Source organism: Amycolatopsis sp. NPDC049688 (assembly GCF_040674975.1).
Lineage (GTDB): Bacteria > Actinomycetota > Actinomycetes > Mycobacteriales > Pseudonocardiaceae > Amycolatopsis.
The window spans coordinates 226764-252639 of record NZ_JBFANY010000001.1; the positions used below are offsets into that span (position 1 = coordinate 226764).

The following is a 25876-nucleotide window of genomic DNA, read 5'->3' on the forward strand; positions in this document are numbered from 1 at the left end:
CGCGGACAACCGGCCGGGCGCGGCGGCGCGGCTCGTTCCGTTCGTTCGGTGACCGACGATGGACTCAGGGCCGGGCCATCCGGTCGATCGCGTCCATGTCGTGTTCGTGGGTCAGCAAGGCATCGAGGAGACCGGGGAAGCGCTTCTCCACATCTTCCTTGCGCACCCGCACGTTGCGCGTGCGGCCGTCGACGACGGTCCGGGTCAGACCGGCTTCGCGCAGCGTGCGGAAGTGGTGCGAGACGGTCGGCGGGGTCAACCCCAGGTTCGCGCACCACGTGCTCGCGCTGCAGTCGAACGGTTCCGCCCCCCGGTACATCACGGTCATGATCGTCCGGCGCGCCGGGTCGACCAGCGCGCCGAGGATCGCCGTCAGGTCCAGTTCGTCGACAGACGGCTCCGGCAGCTTTCGCGACATCGGGACTCCTTCGCGCGGGACGGGCAGCAGACTTTGACGCACATCGAAGTCTAGTCTACCGTTGCCGCCATGATTCGATCACCGTCGAAGTCTCTCTCCTCGGCACGGCTTGCGGTGCTCGCCGCCGGCACGTTCGTGCTCGGGGTCGACAGCTTCGTGCTGGCGGGGCTGCTCCCCGCGGTCGTGCAGGACCTGCACGTCAGCCTCGCCCAAGCCGGGCAGCTGACCACGGCGTTCGCGCTCACCTACGCGATCGGCTCGCCGCTGATCGCGACCGTCACCGGCCGGCTCGATCGGCGCTTCGTGCTCGTCGGCGGCATGGTGGTTTTCCTGCTCGGCATGGTCGGCCAGGCGCTCGGCCCGACCTACGGGGTGGTGATGGCCGGGAGGATCCTGGCGGCATCGGGAGCAGCCGGGTTCCAGGCCAACGCGTACGCGGTCGTCGCGTTCCTTTCGGCGCCGGAGCGGCGAGCGCGATCGCTGGCGATGGTCGGCGCCGGATCCAGCCTGGCCATGGTCATCGGGGTGCCGGTCGGCGCGCTGGTGGGGCAGCACCTCGGCTGGCGCGCGGCGCTGTGGCTGATCACCGGCGGGGCCGTGGTGGCCGCGGCACTCTGCCTGGCGCTGCCCGGCGTCCGGCTGCCCGTCGCGTCACTGCGCGAGAGGGTCCGCATCCTCGGCACCCCCGGTGTGCTCCTGCTGCTCTGCGGCACCGCCCTCCAGCTCGTGCCGCTGTACGCCGTCCTCAGTTACGTCGCGCCCGTCATCGGCGCGCAAGGCCAGACGGCCACCTCGGCGGTCGTCGCGTTGCTTGTGTTCGGCGTCGCTTTCTTCGCCGGGAACCGCCTGGTGGGGCCCCTCACCGATCGCTGGGGCGGGCTCCGGGTGATCACGGTCGGCCTGACGGTCAGCGCACTGGCGCTGATCGCGCTGTGGATCGTGCGGTCGAGTCTCGTCCCGGCGATGGCCGCGCTCGCCGTGCTCGGCCTGGTCGGCTCCTTCCAGGTGACGCCGCAGCAGACCCGGGTGTTCGCGGCCAGCGGCGCGGCGGCGACCGTGGCGCTCGGGCTGAACGGCTCGATGATCTACGTCGGCAGCGGGGGCGGGGCAGCGCTCGGTGGTGGGGTCATCACCTTGGCCGGAGTCGGCTTCGTGCCCCTCGTCGCCGCCGGCGCGGCCGTCGTCGCGCTGGCGTTCCTGTGGGCTGTCGCGCCGGAACGCCGGGAGGCGCGCGATCAGCGCGTCGGCGCGGGCGCCGACCTGCACCCCGAAATCGACAAGGAGACGATCTAGATGTCCTCAATCCGTTTCACCCACGAGGTGACCTCGGCCGGGCCCGCACGGGGCATGACGTTCACCGGCCGACGGCGAACCGCCGAGAGTGACGAGGACACCCCGTTGGTCATCGCCGTGCACGGGGGTGGCTACTCGTCGGCGTACTTCGACGTTCCCGGCTACTCCCTGCTGGACCGGGCGGCGGCGCTGGGGGTGCCGATCATCGCGATCGACCGGCCGGGGTACGGCGGCAGCAGCCCGGTGCCGGCCGACGGGTCCGTCTTCCTGGCCAACGCGGCGGCGCTGGCGCACCTGATCGGCGAGTTGTGGCAGGCGCACGGCGCCGGCGCCGCGGGCGTGGTGCTCATCGGGCACTCCATCGGGGTGCCGATCTCACTGGCGATCGCCGCGAGCACGCCGGAATGGCCACTGCTCGGTGTCGCCGCGTCGGGGTGTCTGCTGCGCGAACCGGAACACTTCGCCGCCATCTGGGCGTCGATCCCGGACCGGACGCTGCGGTCGCCGGACAAGGAGAAGGCGGCCCGGATGTTCGGCCCGGACTGGACCCGGCGTGACGACATGCCGGAAGCGGCCTACTTCGCCAACGAGCCCGTGCTCAAGGCCGAACTGGTGGAGAGCTCCGCCGGCTGGCACAGCCTCTTCCAGGACCTCGCGCCGAAGATTCCGGTACCGGTCCACCTGCGCGTGGGCGAGTTCGACCAGCTGTGGATCGTCGACGACGAGCAGATCGCGGAGTTCGCTGCCGCCCTGACCTCGTCCCCGTTCGTCGACGCGGCGTTGTTCCCTTCGGCTGGGCACGCGATCGACTACCACCGCGTCGGCGCTGCGTTCCAGACGCAGCAGCTCGCCTTCGCGCTCCAACTCTCACCGCGGCGGCCACCGACCGATTCCCGGGTGGCTCAACGGATTCGTCCTCCGGGCCGGTGAGGCAATCGGTGTTGCGGCGAAACTTGGCCCGGAGGATCCCGGGGTGATTCCCACCCGGCCTCCCGGAGCCGGCCACTGGCGGAGGTGGGCTACCTGTCGGAGCAGAATGCGCGAAATCGCAGGCGAAGCCCGGGAGCTCACCATCCGGATGCGCTTTTCCGATGATCTCGCCGCGGGTCCTGGTTCCGCATGGGACTCGAATTGTCCTCGGTGTCGCCGCGGGCTCGCAATCACCGTGTCATTTCGGAGAGATGTGCGTCCGTTCGGGGGACAGTGGTATTGACCCGGGTGGTCGAAGGAGTAGATTCGTGGTTCGTTGCCCCGGACCTCGGTGACGTGATGTGTCCGCGGTGCTCGCGGAGTCAGATCACGAGCCGAGGTTTTTTGTGCCCGGGAAGCAGACGTCGAAACCGCGGCGGATGTGGATGGCTTGTGGTTCGCACAACTCAGTCACGTTGGCGCGGCGCGTCAAGGTGAGAAATCGCTGAATTGCGTTCCAGGGAATGAAGTCATGCGAATTCGACATGCTCGATTCCGTCGAGGGTTCGTCGCCGCGGTTGTTGCGGTCCCGGCCTTTTGGATGATCGCGCCGCCGGCCGCCGATGCCGCCGTCAACTGCGTCGTGGGCCCGGGTGTGACCCAGACCGACACGACGGTGACCGGAAGCCCCGGCAACGACACGATCGACTGCGGCGGCACGAACCCCGGCAAGACCATCAACGGCAACGGTGGGAACGACACGATCACCGGCTCGGACTTCGACGACACGATCAACGGCGGGGACGGGAACGACACCCTCACCGGCGGCACCGGTAACGACACTCTCACCGGTGGCCTGGGTATCGACACGATTTCCGGCGGCGCGGGTAACGATACCCTCGTCGGCGCGTCCAATGACGGTAGCCAGGACAGTCTCGATGGCGGTCTCGGTACCGACACCTGCCAGGGGCCCGCGCCCGATCCCGACATCCACGCCAGTTGCGAGAACACGAGCATGCCGCCGATGACGGGCCCGGGCTCGGGTACGGCGAACGCGACCCAGCTGTGCACCGCGACCGGCGGCGTGTTGTCCCTGACCGTGAACCCGGTCGGGTACGTCTGCGTGTTCAACCCGCTCAGCCCCGCCAATCGCCGCGTCGCGGAGGCGAGCGGGATCTGCACCGGGGCCGGCGGGACGTTCGTGAGCCTGCTCCCGCTGAGCTACGCCTGCCTCCTCCCGACGGCGTCGTAGACAACTTTGATCTTGTCGCCCGTGCCGGGGCGAACGGGATCGACCAGAACGGCCGCGCCGCGGGGGAGGGCGCGGCCGTTCGGCGTCGAGGGCCGTCGCTCGGCACGTGCGGAGCGTTCTCATGCGGGCAGCGTGGCTTTCGAGGTCACGGTTCGCAGCGCGCCCCGCAGCAGCCGGGCGATCTGGGGGGACGTCCAGCCGGTGCGGGTGGCGAGTTCGGCCGTCGTGAGGTGCTCGACCGCTGTCGACCACAAGGCGAAGCGCTGGCGAGGCGGCAGTAGCGTCACTTCGTCGAGCAGGACCGCGTCCCGCAGGGCGGCGTCCAGGCGTGGCCGGTCGATCCGGCGGCCCAGGTCGGCGCGCAGCTCGGTCAGGACGCGGGCGCGCACGTGCCGTCCGGCGTCCACGACCGCCCTTGGTTCGGTGGCATCCGGCTGTGCACCAAGGATCCGGCGGCACAACCTGACACTCGTCCGCCGGGACTGGCCGGTCTGGCACGCGACCCGGTAGACCAGCGTCAGCATCCGGCCGGGCAGGTCGACCTCCACGGATTCCCATGCCGGCACCGGGCCGGCCGTCATCCGGTCACCTTCGGGCGCGCTGACTGCGCCGGCAGGTGTTCCAGCAGCCAGACGAGTTCCGCGGCGTCGATGATCCCGGCGTCCGCGGCGCGGACCCAGGCGTCGGCCGCTCGCCGGATGAACTCGTGGGTGATGAGGGGTTTCGTGGTGTCCTGGACGCTGGTCATCAGCTGCTCCCGGTGGACGGGTGAGGCGTGTTCGGCCACCGGGGTCCGGGGTTGCCGCGAGGTGCTGCTCTCGACGAATCGTAGGCCGACTTCCACCGGCGAGCGAATCCGATGACCGACACTCCGCCCCTCCAGCGAGAGCCGGGCCGGGTGCGCCGAGGTTCCGCCGGTGCGGGTGAAACCGCCGGGTGCAGTCAAGGGCCGCCTGCGCAGCCGCGACCATGTCAACCTGATCGTCGCCGACAAGCAGGAGTACCTGCAGTACCTCGACCTCGAGGCCGTCGCCGCGGGAGCGTCCACATGGGACCGGGCCGGCACCGGGACAGCCGACGGCGAACCCGACGTCGTGCTCGCCGCCGGGTGACGTGCCGACCCCGGAGGTCCTGGCCGCCGCCAGGCTGCTGCACGGCCGCCCCGACCCCGGCCGAGCACTGTCACGCGATGCCGGCCCGCCACCACGGCTGCAACCGTGAACACTTCGAGGACAGGCCGGAAATCCGCGGCTGGACGTCGGCCGGTTGAGCGGAAGCCGGGTCAGCTCGGGACTGAGGGCCGCCGTCCGGCGCGGCCAGGCCGTCGGCGGGGTTCAGCCCGAGGATGGCGAGCAGCGTGGCGCAGTCGCCGGCGTCGTCCGCAGCCGACGCCACCACGCGGACACCACGCCGGCGTTGCTCGCGGCTGAGGGCGAACGGGTCCGGCACCGGTCGCGGTGCCGCCTTTGGCTGCCTCATCGGCGTGGGGAGACGAGAAGTGCGGTTCGCCGGGGACCCGGCGCGACCGCTGTCGCAGTGATCATCACAGTCCTCCGCCCGGTCCGGCCACTTCGGGGTGGCGCCGCCGAGGTCCGGGGCGGACGTCATCGAGGACAACCCGGTCGGTCCGTTCGGGGCGTCGGCGAACGGGGGGCCCGATGGCCCCGGGTCATCGCGTGCAGGAGCCCTTGATCATCCCCATCTCGCGGACAGCCGCTGTCGCAGCTCCCCGGTTCGGCGGCAGAGTTCAGGAGACGTGCCCGCCTTCGGCTTCCCAGTCGTCTTCGGTGGTGTCGTGCCGGGGCCGGGGTGCTGCCGGGACGACGAGTGCCCCGCTCGCGGCGAGGATGTCGGCCGGCCGGTCGGTGTTGCCCCGGCGAGCTGCGGTCATCAGCGCGCGGTGTCCCGCTGTGTCCACCGCCTCCGGTGGGATGACGAGGAGCGTGAGGTGGTTCGGTTCCGGGCCGGTGACGGACAGGACGTGGCCGTCCCGGTCGAGGAGACCGTCGAGCCGGATGACGTGTCCGCCGATCTCGAGCCGCCGCGGTGCACCGTCCCATTCGGACACGGTGTACGCCACCCTGGTGAGGTGGCCCATCCGGGCGGTGAGCGCCGCGGCCAGGCCCGGCAGTTCCGCCGTGAGATCGCGCGACCACGGCCACCAGCCGCCGTCGACGTGACCTGCCGGTCCGCTCTGTGGTTTCCACACCAGTCTGGGTGGCGGAAGAGGGCCCTGACGCGGCCGCGCGGAGGACGTTCTGGTGGGCGATTTCGGCGTCATGCCGCTGTCCCGTCCCGATCGCAGTGACCGGTGTGGAGGGAAACCCGAGGACGGTACCGGCTCTGCCGCCGGCGCGCGAAATGCTCTCGGTACCCCGGATTCTACACCCGCCACCACGCGATCAGGGGTTTGCGCAACGATGCCGGGCTGTTCAAGGGCGTCCGGGGACCGGTCGTTCGCCGGCCGGCTGCGCGGTCACGGAGATGATGTCCCGGTCGTCGATCCAGCGCACCGAGGCCGTGGGGCCGTCGTCGGCGATGACGGGGACGCGGGCGCCTCCGGGCCCGAACTCGGGCCGGCCGGCGAGGGCGCCGGTCCGCGGCGAGCGTGGGTCCGGGCCGGCGTAGGTGACGCGCCAGTTCCCGACGCTGAACGCGATCTGGCGCCGAGGTGGGCGGGGAGTGACATCGTCCACCGGCGCGACACCGTCCGGGTTCCGGTCAGTCATCCGTCGCCTCCTCGGCCGTGGGTGCGTTCCGCGCAGTGCGGGGAACGGCGGGCACGCCGAGGTCTGGGGCGGTCCGGACAGCCTAGGCGCTCTACGCCATCCACCAGAACCGAATCCCCCGGATGAGGGACCTCGAATGGAGGCGACGATTCCGCCTCCGGTCGGCGCGCCAGATCGGTCCGCCTTGCGGCGCCGCAGGCCCCGGAGCCGGCTCAGCCGTCGTGGACGGCCACCGGTCGTCGCTGCGGCAGCGGGCCGGAGCCACCTCTCTCGGCCAGAGTCGTCGAGGCCAGCTTCGCCACGAGCGCGGCCGGTGAGCCGGCTTCGGCGAACAAGGCGCGTTGGCGTGCTGCGCCGGTCTCCCCGGCCTGCACCACGGCGAGCTGCCGCTCGATCGTCGCGAAGTCCCCGTTGGCCTCCAAGGCCGGCCGGACGTACTCCAGGAGCCGGCCGACGAGTACGTGCTGCGGGACGACCTGCCCGGTGCCGGGGTCGATGCCGTGGCCGGGGTAGCCGCCGCGCGCCGCGGCGGTGAGCGAGGCGACGACCGGCGCGGTCCGGACCGGCCGGGGCGCGACGCCGGCCCGGGCCTCCGCGAGGATCGTGACCACGAGGGCGCGGGTCAGTCCGGCGAGCAGCACCGCGTCTTCGGCCGTCAAACCGACGTCCGCGATGCGGATCTCGGCCGTCGGGTACTTCGGCGAGAGCCGGGCGTAGAAGTAGACCCCGGTGGCGTCCAAGGCCTCACCACGGCGCACCGCGCCGTCGACGCTCGCGGCGTAGGCGGTCGCGTCCGGCCAGTCCAGCGGCGGGTGCGCGGTCGGCCAACGCGACCACAGCGGGTACCGGCCGCTGGCCCACCCGGAATCCCTGTCGTGGGCGAGCGGCGAATTGGCGCTGATGGCCAGGAGCGGGGCGAGCCAGGGGCGCAGGCCGGTCAGGACCCGGACGCCGAGTGCCGGGGACGGGATGCCGACGTGCACGTGGCAGGCGCACGTGCCGGCTTCCGGGAGGAGCGCCGGGTATCGGGCGGCCAGCGCCCGGTACCGGGGTTCGGCGGTGACGCCGGGCAGACCCGGCAGATCGCCGCACGGCGGTGTCCCGGACGCCAGCACCAGGCAGCCGGCGCGGCCGGCCGCGTCCGCCACGAGCCGGCGCAACCCGAGCAGCTCCGCCCGGAGTCCGTCGAGCCCGGTGTGGATCCCGGTGGCGGTTTCGATCTGGAACCGCAGGAACTCCGGCATCACGGCGGGTTCGCCGTCGAGCAGCTCCAGCACCCGGGGTGCGGCGAGCGCCACTGCGCCGGTCGCCGGGTCCGCGAGGACGAACTCCTCCTCTACGCCGATGGTGAGATCGTTCCTTTCCGGTAGGGAAAGTCGCACGTGCACGGCCGGGCTCCGTCCCTCGTTCGGATCGCCAGTCTCGCCGGTTCGCCCGGCCCTGCGTAGGGCCTCAGGTCACCCTTGGGGGAACTTTCGGCCCTTCCGTGAGACCGACGGAGTTTTCCGCTGCCGTTCCGGGTCGAGATGAGCGATCTCGAAGCGCTCGAGGTGACGACCCGCGCGTTCCGCTGCGCGAGGGATCCCCGTCGACGTGGCGGCGGAACTCGCGGCGGAGGCCGAGGACGACGATCTGCTCGCCAGCGTCAGCTACCGGCGCGGTCGTCTGCACCTGCACCGCGGCTCGGTCGACGACGCGCTGGCGAGGTCGGTACGGGGCGCCTGCGGCCGCTGGAGGCCGCGCTCCGGGCCGGAGCGGGCAACCGGGCCGACCGGGAGTTGCTGACTCGGATCGTCGAGTTCCGGGCGGGATCCGGGACGTCCCGGCCGGCCGAGCCCGGAGGCTGTCACCGCGGTGGACTTGAGAAAGGTTCCTTCGGCCCTCGGACCGGGGGCGGGTGGCCCTGGGCAGGCCGCCACCGGAGTGGACACGATGGCCGGAGGCCGGACACCCGCGTCGCAGACCCGGGCCGGCCGGCGAGAGGACAACGCATGCAGATCCAGATCAGCACGGATCGAACGGTGCCCGGCGGCGAAGAGCTGATCCGGCACTTCGAAGGGCAGCTGGCCGCCCAGCTGTCGCGGTTCAGCGACCACATCACGCGGCTGGAAGTCCACTTCAGCGAAGAGTCCGCCGCCGCCGACGGAATGGACCGCCGCTGCGTGCTCGAGGCCCGGCCGACCGGACGGCGGAAGGTGGCCGTCAGCCACCACGCGGGTTCGGTCGCCGAGGCGTGTCAGGGTGCCGTGCACAAACTGGAGAGCGTGCTCGAAGGCGTGTACGGGCGGAGGGACCACCACAAGGGCGGGGACTCCATCCGGCGCCATGGCGGAGGCACGGCATCATGACCGTCCACGATGGACAGAGTGCCGCCGGCGAGCCGATCGTGCCGTCCGTCGTCATCGACTTCCCGCGCCCGCGCTCGTTGCCGTCCCACCGGTACCAGGATCTCACGATCACCGTGGAGAGGTTCAGCGGGACGTTGGTCGTGGTCGTGGACGGTGAGGTCGACCTCTGCACGGCACCGATGCTCCACGACGTCCTGGAAGCGAGCTTGACCCTGACGCCGCAGCGGGTCGTCGTGGACTTGTCACTCGTCCGGTTCCTGAACACCGCCGGGGTGCAGGTGCTGCTCGACGCCCACCGCCGGGCCACCCCGGGCACCGACGTGCGGCTGGTGGCCACGACGCGCGCGACCCTGCTGCCGCTGCGGCTCACTCGCGCGGACGAACGCCTGGTCGTGCACACCTCGCGGGCAGCGGCCATCGCGGCGCCACGCTGGGCGGCGGCGGACACCGGCTGACCGCAGGACCCCGTTGCCGCCTGCCTGGCCACACCTGCGTGAAAGCGCGGCCCAACCGGGTGGGCAGCCACCGGCGTGGCGTGTGGGCTCGGCCCGGTACGCGCTCCTCGCGGTCCGTGCCGCCGGATACGGGGTGCGCCGGGCGAGTGGTTCTCCGCCGGGTGGCCCGGCTGCGCACACCCGGGCTGAAGACAGCGAGCAGGGGCACGGCCAGCAAGGCGCCCACGATGCCGGCGGTGACGAGCCCGATGGTGAGAGCGAGGACCACGGCCAGGGGGTGCAGCCGGACGGCGCGCCCGAGCAGCAGTGGCTGCAGGACGTGGCTTTCGAGCTGCATGACGCCGACGACGACGGCGAGCACGATGACGGCCGCCCACACGCCGTTGGCCACCAAGGCCACGAGGACGGCGATCGCGCCGGCGATCACCGACCCGATGACCGGGACGAACGCGCCGAGGAAACCAGCGCGCTCAGCGGAGCCGCCAAAGGGTGGTGAACCCGCTGGGCCCGGCCACGTCGACGCAGTCGCGCACGCGGGCCGGCACGGCCCGCAGGACGAACGCCCAGATCACGCGGCCCTGGGCGAGGAAGAAGATCAGGCAGAACACGGCGAGCAGGGCTTCGGCGAGCAGTTCCCCCACGGTCACCGCCGTGGTGAGCGCGCCCGAGGCGATCGCCGATTTGTTCCGGCCGAGCATGGCGGTCAGGTTGCCGAGCATTCGTCGAGCTGGCCGTGGCTCAGGTGCAGCGGCCCGGTGCGCAGCCAGGTGGGCAGGTCAGCAGCGCGACGGCGACCGGGACCAGCACCGAGGCCAGCTTGACGGCCACGAAGCCCACGACTGTCAGAGCACCCGCCACGAGCAGCGCGCGCCAGGCGGCCGCGACCCGAAGCCCGTAGGGAACCGCGGACAGCACCTCTTCGGAGGATTCGCGCTTCGGGCTCACCGGCCGATCGGCTGTCATGAGCGTCCGCCTTTCCCGTGGCTCGGTCCCCGTCCCGGCAGGGACGTGATCGGGCCCAGCGTGCCCCCGATGCCGCCACGCCGTCGGACGGCCGAACGCCACCGAACCCGGCGACCCCCGCCGCAGCCAGGCCCTGACCGACCGCGGCCGGGTACCGCTGGCGGGGTTCCTCGTCACGGGCCGCATAAGGCCGGTCACCGATCAGATGACACAGCGGGTTCACCGACCAGGTGACGTGGTGCGGCCGACGCAGACGCATCCGCGGTTGAAGCCACCCGCCACAGTCGCCCTGCAGAACCGGCGTGCGACAAGGTCATGCGTGTGCCGGGCGGGCCGGAGCACGGGCTGTTCACCGAGACGCCGGCACGCCGGCCCGGCGACGGGAGCCGGTCATGACTGCTGCGCAGCAGACGAGCGCTGGGCGGCCACCACTCTGAAGACCGCCGCGCCGAGCGGGCCGCCGGCGCCGGCGAACAGGTAGCGAACGGGCGCCGGGGGCTAGACTGGGCACAACGCCCCGGACCTCGGCGATCCTGGTTTCCCCGGCACGGCCTTCGCGGCCGGCGCCCGACCCGGACGGTGAGGCGCACGATGGTGGGACGTTCGGTGGTGGCCGTTCTGATCGGTCCCGTCAGTGCCCTGGCCGCGATCGGTGCACTGACCTTGCCGGGTGACGTCCTGTTCGGCTGGATCCTGCTGGGAGCCGGCGCGGGGATCCTCGTCGCTTTCGGCGCTTCGCGGCTTCGGCCCCGGGGTATGGCGAGTGGACCGGACCTGCCGCTGGGCGCGGCCACGGCGGCGGCGTTCGTCACGGCGTGCCTGGTCCTCGCCGGGTTGCTCGCGACAGTGGGCGGTGCCCTGACCGCGACCGTCCTGGTCCTGCTCGTCGCCGGCGGGCTGGGGGCCGGCTACCGCCACCGCGTCGCCCCGCCCACCGCACCCGAGCCCCACGGCGGCCCGGTCCCGCGTGTCCCGGTGACCGACATGACCACCGAGGACCTGTGCGTGGGGTGGCGGCGCAGCTACTTCCTCCTGATCCTCGCCACCGACGAGGAGGCGCGCCGGCGCGTCGTCCAGCGCCGGCAGGACTTCCTCGACGAGATCGAACGACGGGACCGCCGCGGGTTCCTCCGCTGGCTCGACAGCGGCGCCAAGGCCGGCAGCGATCCCAGCCCGTACCTGACCACGCGAAGCTGACCGAGGGGGAAGGACATCATGTGGGTCGACGGTGCACTCCTGGCATCGGCGGCGTCGGGCGACCGCACCGCGACGGGCGCGTTGCTGGGTCTGCTGCACCCGGGCGTGCTGCAGTACTGCCGTGTCCGGCTGGGGGACCGGTGGCACCGCGACAGCGACGCGGACGACTGCGCGCAGGAGGTCCTGATGGGCGTGCTGGGCGCGCTGCCGGGCTACCGGCACGGTGCCGGCAAGTTCGTGCGGTTCGTCTACGGCGTCGCCGCGCACAAGGTCGTCGACGCGCACCGGCGCCGCGGCGCCGACGTCAGCGTCCCGGTTCCGGAGTTCGCTCCGGAGCCCTCCGGGCAGTGGGGACCGCTTCGCCACGTCGAAGACCTCGAGCGGCGACAGCGGCTGCACCACTTGCTCGGCCTGCTGGCGCCGCAGCAGCGCGACGTCGTGGTCCTGCGGGTCATGTTCGGCCTGTCCGCCCACGACACGGCCGCGGTGCTCGGGGTCGCCAGCCCGGGCGCGGTGCGGGTGAGCCAGCACCGGGCGCTGATCGCGCTGCGCCGGCACATCGCCGCCGCGCCGGTGCCGTGACCGCCCGGCGCGGCCCACGGTTACGAGTACGATGGGTGACCGCAGCCGCGACAGCGGTGCTGTTCCGGACCTGGTCGATGCCGGGCACCCGGCTGCACGCCCGCCTGGACGCCTCGTCACCGGCGTCCTCCGGCGAAGCCGGCGGCTGAGGGACGTCACTCCGGGGAGCGGTTCCCGCCTGGCAGGCCGGGCCGGAACGGGATGCCCAGTGCCGCGAAAACGCCGAGCATCTTCGCGTTTCCCTCGTCCACGTCGGCGACGAACATCCGCACCCCTTGGTGTTCCGCCGAGACGACGAGCTGTTCGAGCAGCAGGGCCGCCACGCCGAGCGTCGGGCCGTGGCCGTCGACCACCAGTGCGACCGCCGCTTCGGCCGAGTCGGCGAGGATGTCGTAGCGGGCGACGCCTGCCAGCCGGGAGTGCAGGAAGCACCCCATCGCCGTGTGCCCGACGCCGGAGCTGTGGGACAGCTGCGCCGAAAGCTCGGCCAGCCCGGCCACGCCGAGACCGAAGAACATCAGGTGCCGGTCGTGCCGCCCGGAGAGGCGGGCCCGCAGCGCGAGGACCGCGGCGGCGTCGCGAGCTTCCAGCTCGCGCACCCAGGCGACTTCGCCGTCCGGGAGCAGGGCTCGTGCCGGTGGGGTGGTGGTGGACATGGTGCTCCTCACGGTGTCGACGACCACGGGTCCACAGTGCTCTGTCCTTTTCGCACAGAACACTGCGGAGTCCGTGGGCGCGGGTCAGCGCTCTTCGGCCCGGGTTCCGTTCACGGCCGCTTTCGCCGGCACGATCGGGGCCGTGGCGGCCGGTTCCGGCCGGGTCGCGGCGGCGCTCTCGCGGGCCAGGAAGGAGCCCAGCTCGCCGATGGTGCTCATCAGCGGGGCGGGGAACACGACGGTGGTGTTCTTGTCCACGCCGATCTCCACCAGGCTCTGCAGGTTGCGCAGCTGCAGCGCGAGCGGGTGCGCCATCATCGTGTCCGACGCGTCGCCGAGTGCGGCGGCGGCAAGGGATTCGCCTTCGGCGCTGATGATCTTGGCGCGCTTTTCGCGTTCCGCTTCGGCCTGCCGGGCCATCGCCCGCTTCATCGTGTCGGGAAGCTGGATGTCCTTCAGCTCCACCAAAGTCACTTCCACGCCCCAGTCGAGCGTGGTGACGTCCAGGATCCGGCGGATGTCGACGTTGATGCTGTCGGTCTCGGACAGCGTCTCGTCCAGCGTGTGCTGCCCGACGACCTTCCGCAGCGTCGTCTGGGCGATCTGGTCGATCGCGGCGTAGACGTTTTCGATCGCGACGACCGACTTCACCGCGTCCCGCACCCGGAAGTAGGCGACCGCGGACACGTCCACGCTCACGTTGTCGCGGGTGATGATCCCCTGGGACTGGATCGGCATCGTGATGATCCGCAACGGCACCCGGCGCAGGATGTCGACGACCGGGATGATCAGCCGCAACCCCGGCTCGCGCACGCCGATCACCCGGCCGAGCCGGAACAGGACGCCCTGTTCGTACTGCTTGACGATCCGCACCGCGGAGGCCAGCAGGAGCAGCAGCGCGGCGGCGATGACGATGATCACGAAAACGTTCATGGTGCTCCAGACTCCACGCGGGAGAAGGTTCAGCCCGAGAGCTTCACCTGGTTGTCGACCGCGGTCACGCCGGGGGCGAACCACGCGGTCTGCTCGGCCGAACGGCGTTCGGCCGGGGTGAGGACCTGGCCGGTCAGGGTGACCTGGCCGTCGTCGATGCCGACCTCGACGTGCTGGGCGAACCCCGGCGCGTGCCGGGCGAGCGCCGCGACGATCTGCGCCTTGGTCTCGGCCGGGGTGACTCCCGGCGAACGCCGCAGCGTGATCAGGTTCCGCACGCCGCTGATGCCGGGGAGCACGGCCACCGCGCGGCGGGCGGCTTCGCGCTGGTGGTGCCAGTCGACCGAGCCGCGCAGGGTGATCACCCGGTCGCGCACGTCGACCTGCACCGCGTCCTTCGGTACGAGGACCGTGTGGTGGTCGAACACCGCCATGGCGTCCCGGGCGAGATCCGCGTCCGCCGGAACGTCGTCGCCGTGCCGGACGATGATCTTGTCCGCGGTCGCCGTCACGCCCTGGACCCGCGTCGCGGCGCGCAGCGCCTCTTCCTTCTCGGGGTAGGTGCCGACGTGTCCGGACAGCGTCGCGACCCCGCCTGAGACGGTCACGCCGATCCCTTCGGCGTTGACGCTGGGGGTCCAGGCGAGTTCATCGGTGACAGCGGTCTTGAGGTGATGATCGGGCCTGTGCTGGATCTCTGTCATCCTTCGAGCGTGGTCCGGCCGCGCCGCGCGGCCTAGTGCCGCCGGACCTTTCTTCCGGGGTCGTTCGGCGCGGGCGGGCGTAGGCTGGCGGCGTGGATGACCGCACGAAGCAGGACCTGCCCGTCATCACGGTCTTCCTGGTCGACGACCACGAACTCGTGCGGCGCGGGGTCGCCGAACTCGTCGACGACGAACCCGACCTGGCCGTCGTCGGACAGGCTTCCTCGGTCGCCGAGGCCATGGCCAGGATCCCCGCGCTGCGCCCGGACGTGGCGGTGCTCGACGTGCGGCTGCCCGACGGGAACGGCGTGGAGCTGTGCCGCGACCTGCGCGGAGTGCTGCCCGGCCTGCGGTGCTTGATGCTGACCTCCTTCACCGACGAGGATTCGATGGTCGAAGCGGTCCTGGCCGGTGCCGAGGGGTATGTCATCAAGGACGTGAAGGGGTTGCAGCTGGTCGACGCCATCCGCCGGGTGGGGTCCGGCGAAACGCTGCTGGACGCCCGGGCGGTCGCCGCGCTCGTGACCGAACTGCGGGCGAAGACCGGGAAACCCGGCCCGCTGGCCGGTCTGAGCGAGCAGGAGCTCGTCCTGCTGGACCTGCTCGGGGAAAGCCTGACGAACCGGCAGATCGCCGAGCGGATGTTCCTCGCGGAGAAGACCGTCAAGAACTACGTGTCCCGCCTGCTGGCGAAGCTCGGCCTGGAACGACGGTCCCAGGCGGCGGTGCTGGTCACCGGGATCCACGACGCGGAGCGCCGTCCGGGCGGCTAGCGGTGAACGGGTGCTCGTCGCTGATCACGACGTCCTCGAGCGGGGTCCGCGTTGACGACGGCACCGCGGTGCCGTGGCCGAGGCGCAGCATGATCTGGGGCCAGAGCCCGCCGCCGAGCAGCTGCCGCAGTTCGCGCCGGGTCGCCGGCAGCGCCATCGCCTGCGAGGAGAGTGCCGCCGAGAGCCCGGCGGCGGCGGCCGTCAGCAGGACCCGCTGCATGGCCTGGCCGGCCTGGAGGCGGCCGAGGGCGGTGTCGTGCAGCGAGCCGATGACCACGACCAGCCGGCCGGGTTCGACGTCGAGGTCACTCCCGCCACCGGGTCCCGGTGCCGCCGGCGGGACTTCCGTGCGGCGCATGATCTCCCGCAGCTGCGGCACCTGGTCGGCGGTGATGGTGGCCAGCCAGGCGCGTTCCACTTCGGCCGCGCGCCGGAGCTGCCGCTGCACCGCGTCGGGGACGACGGCCGCGGTGAACGGACGCCGGTTGCTCTGCCGGCCGGCGATGGCCGCCACGAGGTCCCCGTCGTGCGGGGCGATCGTCTCGTAACCGTGCGGCTGCACGATGGCGAGCAGCTCGGGCCGCCCCACCGTGGGGAACAGCCGGACGTCGGCGTGGCTGCCCTGCGCCTTGATCGCCAGCCGGAGGTTGAGCAGGGCCGCGCCGCAGTCCAGCATTCGTTCCCGTTGCTCGCTGTCGGTGCCCGTGGTGAGCGGATCCGCGTACAGCTCGACGGAATCCGGGGTGCACTGGAACCGCCAGGGCCGGGCGGATCGTAGTGGCGGGGGAGCTGTGGCCGCGAGGAGGACGGCGTGCACCTGGCTTGCGCTGAGGTGGCCGACGGGCATGACACCGGTCTTCATGAACGGCTCCGAACTCCTGGATTACTGGATGCGCTTTCACCGTCCGCCCGGGCCGTGGGCTCCGCCCAGTGCCGAATGGCCTCCGCCTCCGGGCGAAGGTCGTCGGTTGCGATCCCGGTCCGGGACCGCTGTGTGTCACAGTGGGGACATGCCCGAGGAAACGACGTCGGGCCGGGACCGGATGGACGCGCTGCCGGCGGCAGTCCTCGCCTTTTCCGCCGGTCTGGAGCTCGAGACGACGCTGCACCGGATCGTCACCGCCGCGGCCGGCCTGGTCGGCGCCCGGTACGGCGCGCTGGCCCTGCTCGACGAGGACGGCCGGACGACCGCGTTCGCCGTGACCGGCGTCGACGACGCCACCCGGGCGCGGCTGGGCCCGCCACCGGACGGCCACGGGCTGCTCGGCGCGCTGGTGACCGGCCGGGCTCCGGTGCGCCTGGCCCACCTGGAGACCGGTGAGTTCCCGCCGGAGCATCCCCCGATGGGGGCGTTCCTCGGCGTCCCATTGCTGGTGCGAGGCGAGATCCTCGGCCGGCTGTACCTCAGCGCCGAGCAGCCGTTCACCGCCGACGACGAACGGGCGACGGTGGCGCTGGCGGCGGCGGCCGGGATCGCGGTCGACAACGCGCGGCTCTACGAGGAGAGCCGGAGCAGGCAGCGGTGGCTGGAAGCCACCGGGGAGATCTCCGCCGAGCTGTTGGGCGGCACGGACGTCCGTGAGGTGCTGCACCTGATCGCGACCCGGGCCGCCGAGCTCACCGGCGCCGACGACGCGCTCATCGCGCTGCCCGAGTCGCCCGGTGGGCCACTGGTCGTCACGGTGTGCGCCGGCCCCGACGCCGAGGTGCTGACCGGCCGCCGGATCCCGCTCGACGGCTCGACCTCCGGCGCGGTCCTGCGCGACCACGTGCCGCGCAGCGTGCCGAGCCTGGCGTTCGACCTGGCCGGCGGCCTCGGCGTGGACCTCGGGCCGGCACTGGTGGTGCGGTTGCGGTCCGGCTCGCCCTCCGGTGCGGCGGTGCTCCTGGCGATCCGCAGCCGCGGGGCGGCGCGGTTCGACGAGCACGAGCTGCAGCTCGTGTCCGCCTTCGCCGACCAGGCCGCGCTGGCGCTGCGGGACGCCGAAAGCCAGGCCGCCCGCCGGGAGCTGGACGTCGTGGTGGACCGCGACCGGATCGCCCGCGACCTGCACGACCAGGTCATCCAGCGGCTGTTCGCGGTGGGCCTGGGGATCGAGGGCACCCGCCGCCGGTCCGATTCACCCGCGGTCACCAGCCGGCTCACCCAGCACATCGACCAGCTCCAGGACGTCATCGAGGAGATCCGCAGCGCGATCTTCGCCCTGCACGCGCAGCGGGGAGCGGGGCGGGGCCTGCGGGCACGCCTGCAGAACGCGATCGCCGACACGACGGCCGACTCCGCGATCCGCACGACGGTGCGGCTGTCGGGTGCGTTCGACCGGGTGCCCGCCGGACTGGCCGAGCACGCCGAGGCGGTCGTCCGCGAAGCGGTCACCAACGTCCTGCGGCACGCGAGAGCTGCCGAACTGGCGGTGACCGTGTCCCTGGACGGCGACCTGGTCGTCGAGGTGTCGGACACGGGGATCGGGATCCCGGAAGCCGTGGCGCGCAGCGGCCTCCGCAACCTCGAGCAACGCGCCGCGGAGGCGGGCGGATCATTGCGGCTCGCCCGCCCGGCCGGAGGTGGCACCAGTCTGGTGTGGACGGTCCCGGTGCCTTGACGCCGGTGGGCCAGGGCGGTCTGCGGTCGTCACCGACCGGTCGCCCGAGCGGCAGATCGGTCGTGATGCCAGGCCCTCGACTCTACCTTGACCAGCGTCCTCATCGCGGCATGTGAGGACGTTGGAGCGAAGCCGTGCTCAAGGTCGTTGTTTCGATCCGATCTCTGGTGGCCGGCTTGAGATTGCACGCCGCTGAAGACGACGCTCGACGGCGTCGTCATTGCCCGGACCGAACGCACCTACCACCGCCAACCCCGAGTCGATCAAACCCGGGACCGTTCCCCTTGACTCTATTTCCCGGATCGTTGTCATGATATGATTCGATTTTCGTTCAAGGGCTGCATGTGGCGCCTCTCTTGCTTCGACGTCGTGCGGTCGAGCCACGACAGCACGGCTGGAGCGGTTGAGGATCATGAATGCACAGCATCGAGATCGGATACGATCGGTCGAACATGTGCGCCGAAGCCTGTCGCGATGAGCTGCGGAGAGGTCAGTTGGTGGCGCGCGCCGGACCTGGACGGTCTTCTTGAACGTCATGGTGAGGTCGAGCATCTCGTGGTGCAGTTTGACTTCTTGGCCCAGGCTCAACGTGACGGGCGCGCCGAATTCAGCATTCCGGGCGCCAGCAAGAAACGTAACGGGAAGACTGGCTACGCTGACATAGTTTCTGTCGCTACGGGCGAGATATGGGAGATCAAACCCGAGAGGCTTGAGGATATGGCTGTCTCGGAGGCTGCTTGGTATTCGAATCTCGCTAAGCAGTCCTGCGGACCGCAATGGTGCCCCGGCACCTCGTTCACGACATCTAATCGGTACAATGTGCCAGGGGTTGTCTATCGGGCTGAGGGAAACGGCAACAAGGCAGAGCTTATCGCAAAGCAGGGCCGGGAAGGGGCTGTGCTCTACTACTGGCGGATCAACGGCAAGCGGCAGCCGGTATTGGAAGGTTCGTTCAGATGGGCGTTGCGGCAAGCCGTCGTCAAAGACTATTTCTCGGTTGGTCAGACACTGCAACCTCTTCCCGGTTCGAAGGCGCCCGAAAACTTGCCGCCTGGCAGGTTCAAACCTCCAGTCCTGCTGCCCGGCGGATGCATACCGGAGCTTGACAAGTACTTGAAGCCATTGTTGAAGTCGATACGGACAACATGTGCCGCGACGATCTTCGAGAATGGAGCGGTCGCGGTACTGCTCGAGGCAGGGGTGTACGACGCGATAGCGGGGCCCCGTGTCGTTGCCTCGAAAATTGGTTCGATGCAGGTCAAGCGGAGCGACCCCACCGTACGGCTGTACCGCGAAACGCTCGCCATCTTGACCGGAGCCGCGGCGGCTCACGGGTTTGTCGGTGTGGTAGTGGGAATTGCCGCAGCGATCTACCTCAGCATCGAGGGAGCGGCCGCCGTAATCGGTGACGCCGTCGTGTTTGTAGTCGAATCCAGGGCGGTCGCCGGGGCGACGAACCTGGTCTCCGGCGGGTTCATGGGAACACTGACCAATGGGCTGAGTAACAGCATTCGCGGCGCGGTTTCTGGAGGTGCCGGCTTTCTCGTGTTCGCCACTCCGCGGGCCAGCATGGCGGATCCGGCAACCCCGGTGGCGCTGGATGTCTCGCTACCGCGGTTCGTGGTCCTGACACCCGCGCAGGCCGCCACCGCCCGAGTCGGCCAGAGTGTGACCATGGACGGCATCGAATGGATCATCGCCGGAACAGCGAGGACGCTACCGGATTGAGTTCGTCAAGGTCGCCGACAAGAGAAGAGCAGCCATGTCTGTATCACTCAAACTCAAGATGGCACCGAAGACCGCCTTCCGCTCGATCGACGGAGTGGACTACTGCGTCTGGGCGTACCGGCTCTCCTGGGATGCTGTCGACGCCCCGTCCGGTCGACTCGCCCTCGCGCTCCCCGACTCAATCGATATCCAAGATCCGGCTCGCTACCCCGACGAACCGGCCATCAAGGGTACCCACGTGGTCCGGTCCCAGGCTGAGAATCGACTGTATGTCTCGACCGCTGCACCCACGGCGCCGCAATCGGAGGTGACCATCTCCTTCATCGCACCCGCGACGCCCGACCCGATGACCGCGGTCAGCATCGTGGAACAAGATCCAAACACCGATTCGTGGACCACCCTGCCCTTCTCGGTTGAGGCCGGTGCTGACGCCGCGGCCGGTCAGGCAGTCGAGGGTTCGGCCCCGGAAACGGCTTCCGTCGTCGCTGCCTCAGACTCGCCTCAGACCCCTGACCTGGTCAAGGCCAAGGCTGCGAGTCGCCGGATACCGAAGGCGACGCTGGTTTCCGTACAGTTCTCGCCCGAACAGCTCTTTCGGGAGCAGGGAGCCGCCATCGAAAAGTACAACTTTCTCCAGCGGCTGAATCTTTCGCCGGGCGAGGTGGACGACGTCGCCGCGGCAGTGGGCGCGGATCGCGAGGCACTTTCGACCATCCGAGCATTCGAGGGCCCGGCCGTGCCATCAGCGCTGCCGGCGGCACGCGAAGTTGCGAGCCTGGACACGTCGATACTCCTGAGCCTCGGCGCAGCGGTAGTCGAGCAGCGGAAACAACACCTCACTGAACTCGATCCTGTCACAGCGGATCAGTGGCGTGCGGACCCAGACTCATCGGATGCCCCCGTAACCGATCCGGCGACGAACCCGAAAATCCGCTACCACCACGCCGCCGCGGCGCTGGAATCATTCCGGAATGCCTTCAAGGTCAGTCCCATCGGCCTGTTGAACCTCGAACGCCTGGAGATGAGTCCAGCCGGAATCCAACGCGGTGAGTTGGTCGCGACCATTCCGCTGGCGCCGAAGGAACGGACGACGGTCTCTCATAAAGAATGGTCGGTGACGTCCCGGGAGTTCACGTCGATCGTCACCGACTCGCTTGAAAACTACAGCGAGACCGGGGTCACCGAAAACTCAGAGCTCGCTCAAGCCACCACTTCGCAGACGACGCACAGCAACCAGTTCAACATCAATGCGTCCCTATCAGGTTCCTACGGGCCGGTGACCGCGACCGTCTCGACAGGCTTCGGCTCCCAGGACTCCGGATCCCAGTCGGCCACGGAGAGCCGCCGGCACGCGGTCACTACAACACGTACGGCCTCTTCGCGTGTTAAGCAGGAACACAAAGTCACCGTGTCGACCAGCGCCGTCACAGGTTCGCTGGACGCCTCAACGCGCGTTCTGGAGAACGCCGGCAACAACCCGATCCGGATCGACTATTTCTCGCTCCTTCGGAAGTGGCACGTCGCGCTGTTCCGCTACGGCCTCAGGTTGACCTACGACATCGCTGTACCCGAGCCCGCCGCGACGATGCGAGCGCTGTACGCCCAGGCGGAGGAACTGCGATCGTCGCAGGGCAGGTTCGAGTTCGGACTGGCCCCGGTCGACATCACTCCCGAATCGTACCGCGACTTTGCCGCGCTGTACTCGGTCGTCCTCGCCGACCCACCGGAGGATCCGAAGGAAGTCTCAGTCATCTCGACCTACACCGAGTCCGGCGACACCGAATTCTTCGGCCGAGTTCGTGTCATGGAGATCCACATTCCGGAGGGATACAAGGTAAAGCAGGCTGACCTCTTCTTCAACCTGCAGAGCGACGAACACATCGCCGGAATTCTCGTCAGCCGCGTCAAGGTCACCCCTGAATCTTATCGGGGCGAGGCGCTGCGCATCGGATTCCTCGCCGGATGCCAGGGCGAGCAGTTCCTGATGTACGCCACGAAGGGGTCGCCAAGCGGCGCACTGGAACTCGACCTGCAGTTGTCAGCCACTCCGGCAGCGGTCTCCTCATGGCAGCAGCAGGCGTGGGCAGTGCTCTTCGGCGCTGCGCAGGCAAGATACTTCGCCGCTCAACAAAAGGACCAGGCCGATCTTGAGGCACTTACGGCCCAGATCAGCAACGTCAACACCTTGACGCTCCGCAGGGAGGAGAACGAGGAGATCATGAAGGCGGCCCTGAAATGGATCTTGGGTCCCGCATTTGCCTTCATGCCCGATGAAGTCCTGCAGGCCTTCGTCGATCAGAAAAGCCCCCAAGGTGGAGTCGACATCGAGCACGGCAGCACGGCGCAGAGTACTGGCTTCTTGGTGCTACCGGAAAATTGGGGGGTGATGCTCAAGTACCAAGAGATGATCAAATTTATCAACGAGGCTATTGAGTGGGAAAACGTCCTGTATTTCGTCTACCCATACTTCTGGGATATCCCATTCAGTTGGTCGTTCATTCGGGGCTTGCGGCACCCGGACGCGACACGGGAAGCTTTCCTGCGGGCTGGCAGCGCCAGGGTCGTACTCACCGTTCGCCGAGGGTGGGAAGAGGCTTGGGTGACATTCGTGGAAACCGGCGGCTTCGGCGAGACGCTGATACCAGGCCATCCCTATCTCTCCATCGCGCGGGAAGTCCAAGCCTATGACCAAACCAACTACCCCGGCATACCGCCGGCGAACCCCGGCGGCGGCCCCACCCCCGACGACGGCGCCAGTGTATCGACCATCACCACCGACAACTTGGCCCCTAGTGCCAACCCCGTGACGATCACCGTCAAGTCCATCGATGGCTTCCGGGTCGGCTACCGAGCGGTCATCGGCAGATACGACGACGGAACGACTGTCGGCGGCACATTCAGAACCGATCAGGAGTCCCAGACAATCACCGCCGTCGGGACCAGAACGATCACACTCGAGCGCCTCGACCATGCCCACAATGGATCGACCTCGCCGACCTCCGTCCGGCAGACAGGCGAGGCTGGCCACCTCATGGCCGAATGGTTCGAATACACTCCGACACCGGGTACCGACATCGCCGTGACAAGCGATCTTGCGACCATAGTCTGATCAGCCTCGATCGATCGCGTCGCCAGGAGGCGACTTTGCCATCCCGGACCACTCCGCGACAGGGAAATGACCGGCTGCAGCGACATCCAACTGGCACCCACCACGACTCACTTCACCCACGCGGGACGTGAGCCACGTCCCGCAGCACGACCGGCCCTCGTCACCCCGAGACGATTGCATCTGCAATGTCCGCTCGTCGGCAGAAGAGGATGTATGACCGCGGAGCAGCTGCGGCGCTGTTATACGGCGTCGACTGTGGCCGGCATCGAGGACGGTGTTCTCGATGATGCTCGACGATGCCGTGGATGAGCGGCTCATCGCCCTGAATCCCGATGCCGGGACCCGGTGCGATCCCGAGCAGGTCGTGCTTCTCCGCTGCCAATCTGCGCGCTCATCGGCACGACGGAGCGTTGTGTGTCAGGTAGCAGATGCCATGTATGCGGCCAGGATGTCATTGGGGTGTCGGTCGATTCTTGCGGGCGCGGCCATCGTTGTTCGTGCATCGGCGTGGCGGGCCGCGATAAGGCGCGTTCGTATTCACCGACCACGATCGCATCGATCGGACTCCGGGCTGGAGGTCTCGGTCATGAGCTGGGCAGCCTGCGGTCGCTGGTGCCACGGGACGCGGCGCGAGGTTCCGGCGTCGAAGTAGGCGGCGACGACATGGCCGTGGCCTCCGACCAGCTCATCGGCCATGTCGCGTTGCCAGCCCTGTGATGAGACGCGGTCTTGATTGCGGGTGGTCGAGGTCCGGCCGTAGAAGGCGAACCGCAAGCCGTTGCCGTGGTCGGGGCGGGCAGTAGTGGTTGCCGGCTTCTTGCTTTTCACCCACTGCGCCAGCAGGTCGGCCGTGCCGGCGGGTGGTGCGGTCACGTAACGCGGGGGCGGGTGCGGTGGGATCACGACTGGACGGATGTCGCGGCCGTTGGGTCATGACGGCGCGCTCTGAGTGGTTCATCCGATCAGCGGGTCAGCGCGTCATCTAGCCCGCGGCGCTCCCGACGCACGCGTTTTCCGCAGCTCCGGAGGTGAGGGTGGGTCGTCGTCTCGCAGGCTCGCCGCCAGCCAGTGACAGTGAGCGCTCATGTTGAAACCCAGCTCGGGGCGACGTCCGACGTTTTCTCTTGCTCCTAACGGGTGAACTTGAAGTTTCAATTTATTACCCTAGGTAACGTTGGTGAGTCAGTCGCTCGCCGCCGTCACCAGCGGAAATGATCGTGAACATCGTCGGCTGAGTCCTTTTCGTGACCGGAAGTGGCTTTCGCGCGCTGTTACGCGCGGGATGTGAATGTCGACGAACGCCACAGAGCGTGACGCGTTCCGTTGCGTCGCCGCTGGACTGAAAGAGGCAGCCCCGTGTCTTACGCCCCCATGCCGCCGTCGGTGCCGATGCCGGTGGCGAACCAGCCCAAGAACGGCCTCGGCACGGCCGGATTCGTGCTCGGCCTGATCGGGTTGATCTTCGCGTTCATCCCGATCATCGGGATCGTCGCGTGGCCGCTGACGATCCTCGGGCTGATCTTCGGCATCGTCGGGACGCTGCGCGCCAACCGGGGCCAGGCGAGCAACAAGGGGCTGGCCATCACCGCCGTCGTGCTGTCGGCGATCGGGCTGGTCATCTGCGTGCTCTGGACCGCGGCCTTCGGCAAGGCGGTCAACGACGCCGCCAACGGGATGCCCGCCGCTGCCCTGACCAGCTCGGTCGCCGCGCCCGACCACATTCAGACCACCAGCCCCAACCTGAACGACGCCGCCGCTTCGGCCGCGGCCACTGCTCCGGTCGAGCCGCCGGCACCCGCCACGAGCGAAGCACCCAAGTTTCCGCCGCAGGTCGAGCAGGCCCGCACCTCCGCCCAGAACTACCTGAGCTTCACCGCGTTCTCGCGCAACGGCCTGATCCGGCAGCTGTCCTCGTCGGCCGGCGACGGGTTCCCGAAAGATGTGGCGACCCAGGCTGTCGACAGCCTGTCGGTGGACTGGAACGCGCAGGCGGTCAAGTCGGCGGAGAACTACTTGAGCTTCACGTCGTTCTCTTGCTCGGGGTTGAAGCAGCAGTTGTCATCGTCGGCGGGTGACGGCTTCACGAAGGCTCAGGCCGCCTATGGGGCTGGCCAGAGTGCAGCCTGCAAGTAGATCCGCCGCAACCAACGGGAGTAACGGATTCCTCACCCATACGACCTGTCGCGGAATTGGTCGCCGATCGTCGCCGAGGGGCGCGTCGCGTTGACCATCGCCTGATGCGTAGCCGGAAGTAGCGGGCGGGGTCCTCGCGGAGGCCTCCGGTAACGGCGACGACAAGTGGACCGGGTTGTCTTCCATGACCGCGCGGAAATGCGAAACGGGCAAAGGAATCTGTGGTTCAGATGCTGCGGTGGGTGCTGACGGCCGCCCGCAGTTCGGCGAGCTTGGGCGCGAGGGCGGCGTCGACGGCGAGCGGATCCCGGGCGTTGAGCTCCTGCATCGCCCGGCGTTCGGGCAGCTGGGTGTTGATGTCGATCCGGCGCTCCTCCAGTCCGGCCACGATCTCCGCGACCACCTCGTCGACGGGGCGCAGGCCGTAGCCCAGGTCCGCGCCGGCTCGGGTCGTGGCCATCATGGGCGTGTCGACCGGGCCGGGGTAGACCGAGGCGACGTGGATGCCGGTGCCGTACAACTCGCGCCGCAGGGCTTCGCCGAAGCGCATGACTCCGGCCTTCGTGGCGGCGTACGTCGCGTAGAACGGCGTGCCGACCAGGCCCGCGGCCGAGGAAATCCCGACCAGGGCCGCGTTCCCGTGCGCCGCACCCGCGGCGCGGAGGTGTGGTAGCGCTGCCCGGGTCGTGAGGACGGGGGCCAGCAGGTTGAGGGCGACCATGGCCCGGATGTCCGCCACGTCGATGTCCTCGAGGGGTGCCGCCCGGACGTTCCCCGCGTTGTTGATCAGGACGTCGAGGCCGCCGAGCGCCTCGGCCGCTTCCGCGACCACGCGGTCCGGCTCTCCGTCGGCGGTGAGGTCAGCGGTGATCGGGTGCGCGGTGCCGCCGCGTTCGGCGGCCAGCGCCGCCGTTTCGGCCAATGGCTCGGCCCGGCGTCCGGCGAGCGCCAGCGCGCCCCGCCGGGACGCCAGTTCCAGGGCCAGGGCACGGCCGATCCCGCTGCCGGCTCCGGTGATCAGGATGCGGCGTTCCCGCAGGTCGAGCGGGGGAGGACTCATCTTTGACACAGCTGTCATGTTTGGAACGTAG

The 25876-nt window shown here is 69.7% G+C and carries 30 protein-coding genes; 13 read left to right on the forward strand and 17 right to left on the reverse strand.

What is annotated here, in order from left to right:
* Window positions 1-64 precede the first annotated feature (64 nt).
* Window positions 65-418, reverse strand: a complete 354-nt coding sequence (locus tag AB0J55_RS00880) for a helix-turn-helix domain-containing protein (protein WP_364240836.1) — start codon at window positions 416-418, stop codon at window positions 65-67.
* 69 nt (window positions 419-487) lie between these two features.
* Here AB0J55_RS00880 and AB0J55_RS00885 point away from each other — a divergent pair, with 69 nt between their 5' ends.
* The 3 genes from AB0J55_RS00885 to AB0J55_RS00895 all read left to right on the forward strand — a co-directional run bounded on the left by AB0J55_RS00885 (window position 488) and on the right by AB0J55_RS00895 (window position 3872).
* A complete protein-coding gene (locus tag AB0J55_RS00885) occupies window positions 488-1711 on the forward strand; it encodes an MFS transporter (protein ID WP_364240839.1) in 1224 nt (407 codons plus the stop codon).
* On the forward strand, window positions 1712-2641 hold the full coding sequence (locus AB0J55_RS00890) for an alpha/beta hydrolase (protein ID WP_364240842.1): 930 nt from the start codon (window positions 1712-1714) through the stop codon (window positions 2639-2641).
* A 430-nt stretch (window positions 2642-3071) separates the two neighbouring features.
* Window positions 3072-3872: a calcium-binding protein gene (locus AB0J55_RS00895; RefSeq protein ID WP_364240844.1), complete on the forward strand. Its 801-nt coding sequence runs from the start codon at window positions 3072-3074 to the stop codon at window positions 3870-3872.
* Window positions 3873-3991: 119 nt separating this feature from the next.
* On the opposite strand, the gene AB0J55_RS00900 is transcribed toward AB0J55_RS00895, so the two are convergent.
* A complete protein-coding gene (locus AB0J55_RS00900) occupies window positions 3992-4453 on the reverse strand; it encodes a hypothetical protein (RefSeq protein ID WP_364240847.1) in 462 nt (153 codons plus the stop codon).
* Window positions 4450-4620, reverse strand: a complete 171-nt coding sequence (locus AB0J55_RS00905) for a hypothetical protein (protein ID WP_364240850.1) — start codon at window positions 4618-4620, stop codon at window positions 4450-4452. The genes AB0J55_RS00900 and AB0J55_RS00905 overlap by 4 nt, the downstream gene beginning before the upstream one ends.
* 169 nt (window positions 4621-4789) lie before the next feature.
* On the opposite strand from AB0J55_RS00905, the gene AB0J55_RS00910 reads away from it, so the two are divergent.
* Window positions 4790-4984 (forward strand): hypothetical protein, encoded by a 195-nt coding sequence (locus tag AB0J55_RS00910; RefSeq protein WP_364240853.1) that lies wholly within the window; start codon window positions 4790-4792, stop codon window positions 4982-4984.
* Window positions 4985-5054: 70 nt separating this feature from the next.
* Here AB0J55_RS00910 and AB0J55_RS00915 read toward each other — a convergent pair whose 3' ends face one another.
* The 4 genes from AB0J55_RS00915 to AB0J55_RS00930 form a co-directional block, all read right to left on the reverse strand.
* Window positions 5055-5270: a hypothetical protein gene (locus AB0J55_RS00915; protein ID WP_364243437.1), complete on the reverse strand. Its 216-nt coding sequence runs from the start codon at window positions 5268-5270 to the stop codon at window positions 5055-5057.
* 349 nt (window positions 5271-5619) lie between these two features.
* Window positions 5620-6081 (reverse strand): DUF5994 family protein, encoded by a 462-nt coding sequence (locus AB0J55_RS00920; RefSeq protein WP_364240856.1) that lies wholly within the window; start codon window positions 6079-6081, stop codon window positions 5620-5622.
* A 223-nt stretch (window positions 6082-6304) separates the two neighbouring features.
* Entirely contained in the window at window positions 6305-6601 is a 297-nt protein-coding gene (locus AB0J55_RS00925; RefSeq protein ID WP_364240859.1) for a hypothetical protein, read from the reverse strand.
* Window positions 6602-6813: 212 nt separating this feature from the next.
* Window positions 6814-7989: a YbdK family carboxylate-amine ligase gene (locus AB0J55_RS00930; protein WP_364240862.1), complete on the reverse strand. Its 1176-nt coding sequence runs from the start codon at window positions 7987-7989 to the stop codon at window positions 6814-6816.
* 603 nt (window positions 7990-8592) lie between these two features.
* On the opposite strand from AB0J55_RS00930, the gene AB0J55_RS00935 reads away from it, so the two are divergent.
* Together AB0J55_RS00935 and AB0J55_RS00940 are read left to right on the forward strand one after the other, a co-directional pair.
* A complete protein-coding gene (locus tag AB0J55_RS00935; RefSeq protein ID WP_364240865.1) occupies window positions 8593-8949 on the forward strand; it encodes an HPF/RaiA family ribosome-associated protein in 357 nt (118 codons plus the stop codon).
* Window positions 8946-9404 carry an STAS domain-containing protein gene (locus tag AB0J55_RS00940; RefSeq protein ID WP_364240868.1) on the forward strand — a complete coding sequence of 153 codons (459 nt, stop codon included), beginning with the start codon at window positions 8946-8948 and terminating at the stop codon, window positions 9402-9404. The genes AB0J55_RS00935 and AB0J55_RS00940 overlap by 4 nt, the downstream gene beginning before the upstream one ends.
* Here the strand turns inward: AB0J55_RS00940 and AB0J55_RS00945 are convergent.
* The 4 genes from AB0J55_RS00945 to AB0J55_RS00960 all read right to left on the reverse strand — a co-directional run bounded on the left by AB0J55_RS00945 (window position 9316) and on the right by AB0J55_RS00960 (window position 10709).
* The gene (locus AB0J55_RS00945; protein ID WP_364240871.1) at window positions 9316-9831 is read right to left on the reverse strand and encodes an AI-2E family transporter; all 516 of its coding nucleotides are present in this window, start codon (window positions 9829-9831) and stop codon (window positions 9316-9318) included. The genes AB0J55_RS00940 and AB0J55_RS00945 overlap by 89 nt on opposite strands.
* 43 nt (window positions 9832-9874) lie before the next feature.
* Window positions 9875-10123 (reverse strand): hypothetical protein, encoded by a 249-nt coding sequence (locus AB0J55_RS00950; protein ID WP_364240874.1) that lies wholly within the window; start codon window positions 10121-10123, stop codon window positions 9875-9877.
* Window positions 10124-10142: 19 nt separating this feature from the next.
* Window positions 10143-10367 carry a hypothetical protein gene (locus AB0J55_RS00955; RefSeq protein WP_364240877.1) on the reverse strand — a complete coding sequence of 75 codons (225 nt, stop codon included), beginning with the start codon at window positions 10365-10367 and terminating at the stop codon, window positions 10143-10145.
* Window positions 10368-10586: 219 nt separating this feature from the next.
* Window positions 10587-10709 carry an RGCVC family protein gene (locus tag AB0J55_RS00960; RefSeq protein WP_364240880.1) on the reverse strand — a complete coding sequence of 41 codons (123 nt, stop codon included), beginning with the start codon at window positions 10707-10709 and terminating at the stop codon, window positions 10587-10589.
* 267 nt (window positions 10710-10976) lie between these two features.
* Here AB0J55_RS00960 and AB0J55_RS00965 point away from each other — a divergent pair, with 267 nt between their 5' ends.
* Together AB0J55_RS00965 and AB0J55_RS00970 are read left to right on the forward strand one after the other, a co-directional pair.
* Window positions 10977-11564: a hypothetical protein gene (locus AB0J55_RS00965; protein ID WP_364240883.1), complete on the forward strand. Its 588-nt coding sequence runs from the start codon at window positions 10977-10979 to the stop codon at window positions 11562-11564.
* 18 nt (window positions 11565-11582) lie between these two features.
* Window positions 11583-12146 carry a sigma-70 family RNA polymerase sigma factor gene (locus AB0J55_RS00970; protein ID WP_364240886.1) on the forward strand — a complete coding sequence of 188 codons (564 nt, stop codon included), beginning with the start codon at window positions 11583-11585 and terminating at the stop codon, window positions 12144-12146.
* A gap of 155 nt (window positions 12147-12301) precedes the next feature.
* On the opposite strand, the gene AB0J55_RS00975 is transcribed toward AB0J55_RS00970, so the two are convergent.
* The 3 genes from AB0J55_RS00975 to AB0J55_RS00985 form a co-directional block, all read right to left on the reverse strand.
* Window positions 12302-12802 (reverse strand): GNAT family N-acetyltransferase, encoded by a 501-nt coding sequence (locus tag AB0J55_RS00975; protein WP_364240888.1) that lies wholly within the window; start codon window positions 12800-12802, stop codon window positions 12302-12304.
* Between the two features lie 84 nt (window positions 12803-12886).
* Window positions 12887-13735 carry a slipin family protein gene (locus tag AB0J55_RS00980; RefSeq protein WP_364240891.1) on the reverse strand — a complete coding sequence of 283 codons (849 nt, stop codon included), beginning with the start codon at window positions 13733-13735 and terminating at the stop codon, window positions 12887-12889.
* Window positions 13736-13764: 29 nt separating this feature from the next.
* Window positions 13765-14439 (reverse strand): BON domain-containing protein, encoded by a 675-nt coding sequence (locus tag AB0J55_RS00985; RefSeq protein WP_364240894.1) that lies wholly within the window; start codon window positions 14437-14439, stop codon window positions 13765-13767.
* Between the two features lie 92 nt (window positions 14440-14531).
* Between AB0J55_RS00985 and AB0J55_RS00990 the strand changes: the two genes are divergently transcribed.
* Complete coding sequence (locus AB0J55_RS00990) at window positions 14532-15212, forward strand: response regulator transcription factor (RefSeq protein WP_364240897.1); 681 nt, start codon at window positions 14532-14534, stop codon at window positions 15210-15212.
* Here the strand turns inward: AB0J55_RS00990 and AB0J55_RS00995 are convergent.
* A complete protein-coding gene (locus tag AB0J55_RS00995) occupies window positions 15172-16074 on the reverse strand; it encodes a hypothetical protein (protein ID WP_364240900.1) in 903 nt (300 codons plus the stop codon). The two genes, AB0J55_RS00990 and AB0J55_RS00995, sit on opposite strands and share 41 nt — an antisense overlap.
* Before the next feature lie 148 nt (window positions 16075-16222).
* Here AB0J55_RS00995 and AB0J55_RS01000 point away from each other — a divergent pair, with 148 nt between their 5' ends.
* From AB0J55_RS01000 to AB0J55_RS01010, 3 genes are all read left to right on the forward strand, one after another.
* Window positions 16223-17815: a GAF domain-containing protein gene (locus AB0J55_RS01000; protein ID WP_364240903.1), complete on the forward strand. Its 1593-nt coding sequence runs from the start codon at window positions 16223-16225 to the stop codon at window positions 17813-17815.
* 474 nt (window positions 17816-18289) lie between these two features.
* Window positions 18290-19543, forward strand: a complete 1254-nt coding sequence (locus AB0J55_RS01005; protein WP_364240906.1) for a hypothetical protein — start codon at window positions 18290-18292, stop codon at window positions 19541-19543.
* Between the two features lie 34 nt (window positions 19544-19577).
* The gene (locus AB0J55_RS01010) at window positions 19578-22652 is read left to right on the forward strand and encodes a hypothetical protein (protein ID WP_364240909.1); all 3075 of its coding nucleotides are present in this window, start codon (window positions 19578-19580) and stop codon (window positions 22650-22652) included.
* Between the two features lie 537 nt (window positions 22653-23189).
* Here AB0J55_RS01010 and AB0J55_RS01015 read toward each other — a convergent pair.
* A complete protein-coding gene (locus tag AB0J55_RS01015; protein WP_364240912.1) occupies window positions 23190-23525 on the reverse strand; it encodes a hypothetical protein in 336 nt (111 codons plus the stop codon).
* A 498-nt stretch (window positions 23526-24023) separates the two neighbouring features.
* Here AB0J55_RS01015 and AB0J55_RS01020 point away from each other — a divergent pair, with 498 nt between their 5' ends.
* Window positions 24024-24785, forward strand: a complete 762-nt coding sequence (locus AB0J55_RS01020; RefSeq protein WP_364240915.1) for an Ltp family lipoprotein — start codon at window positions 24024-24026, stop codon at window positions 24783-24785.
* Between the two features lie 226 nt (window positions 24786-25011).
* Here the strand turns inward: AB0J55_RS01020 and AB0J55_RS01025 are convergent, their stop codons facing one another.
* On the reverse strand, window positions 25012-25863 hold the full coding sequence (locus tag AB0J55_RS01025) for an SDR family NAD(P)-dependent oxidoreductase (protein WP_364240918.1): 852 nt from the start codon (window positions 25861-25863) through the stop codon (window positions 25012-25014).
* Between the last annotated feature and the right edge of the window lie 13 nt (window positions 25864-25876).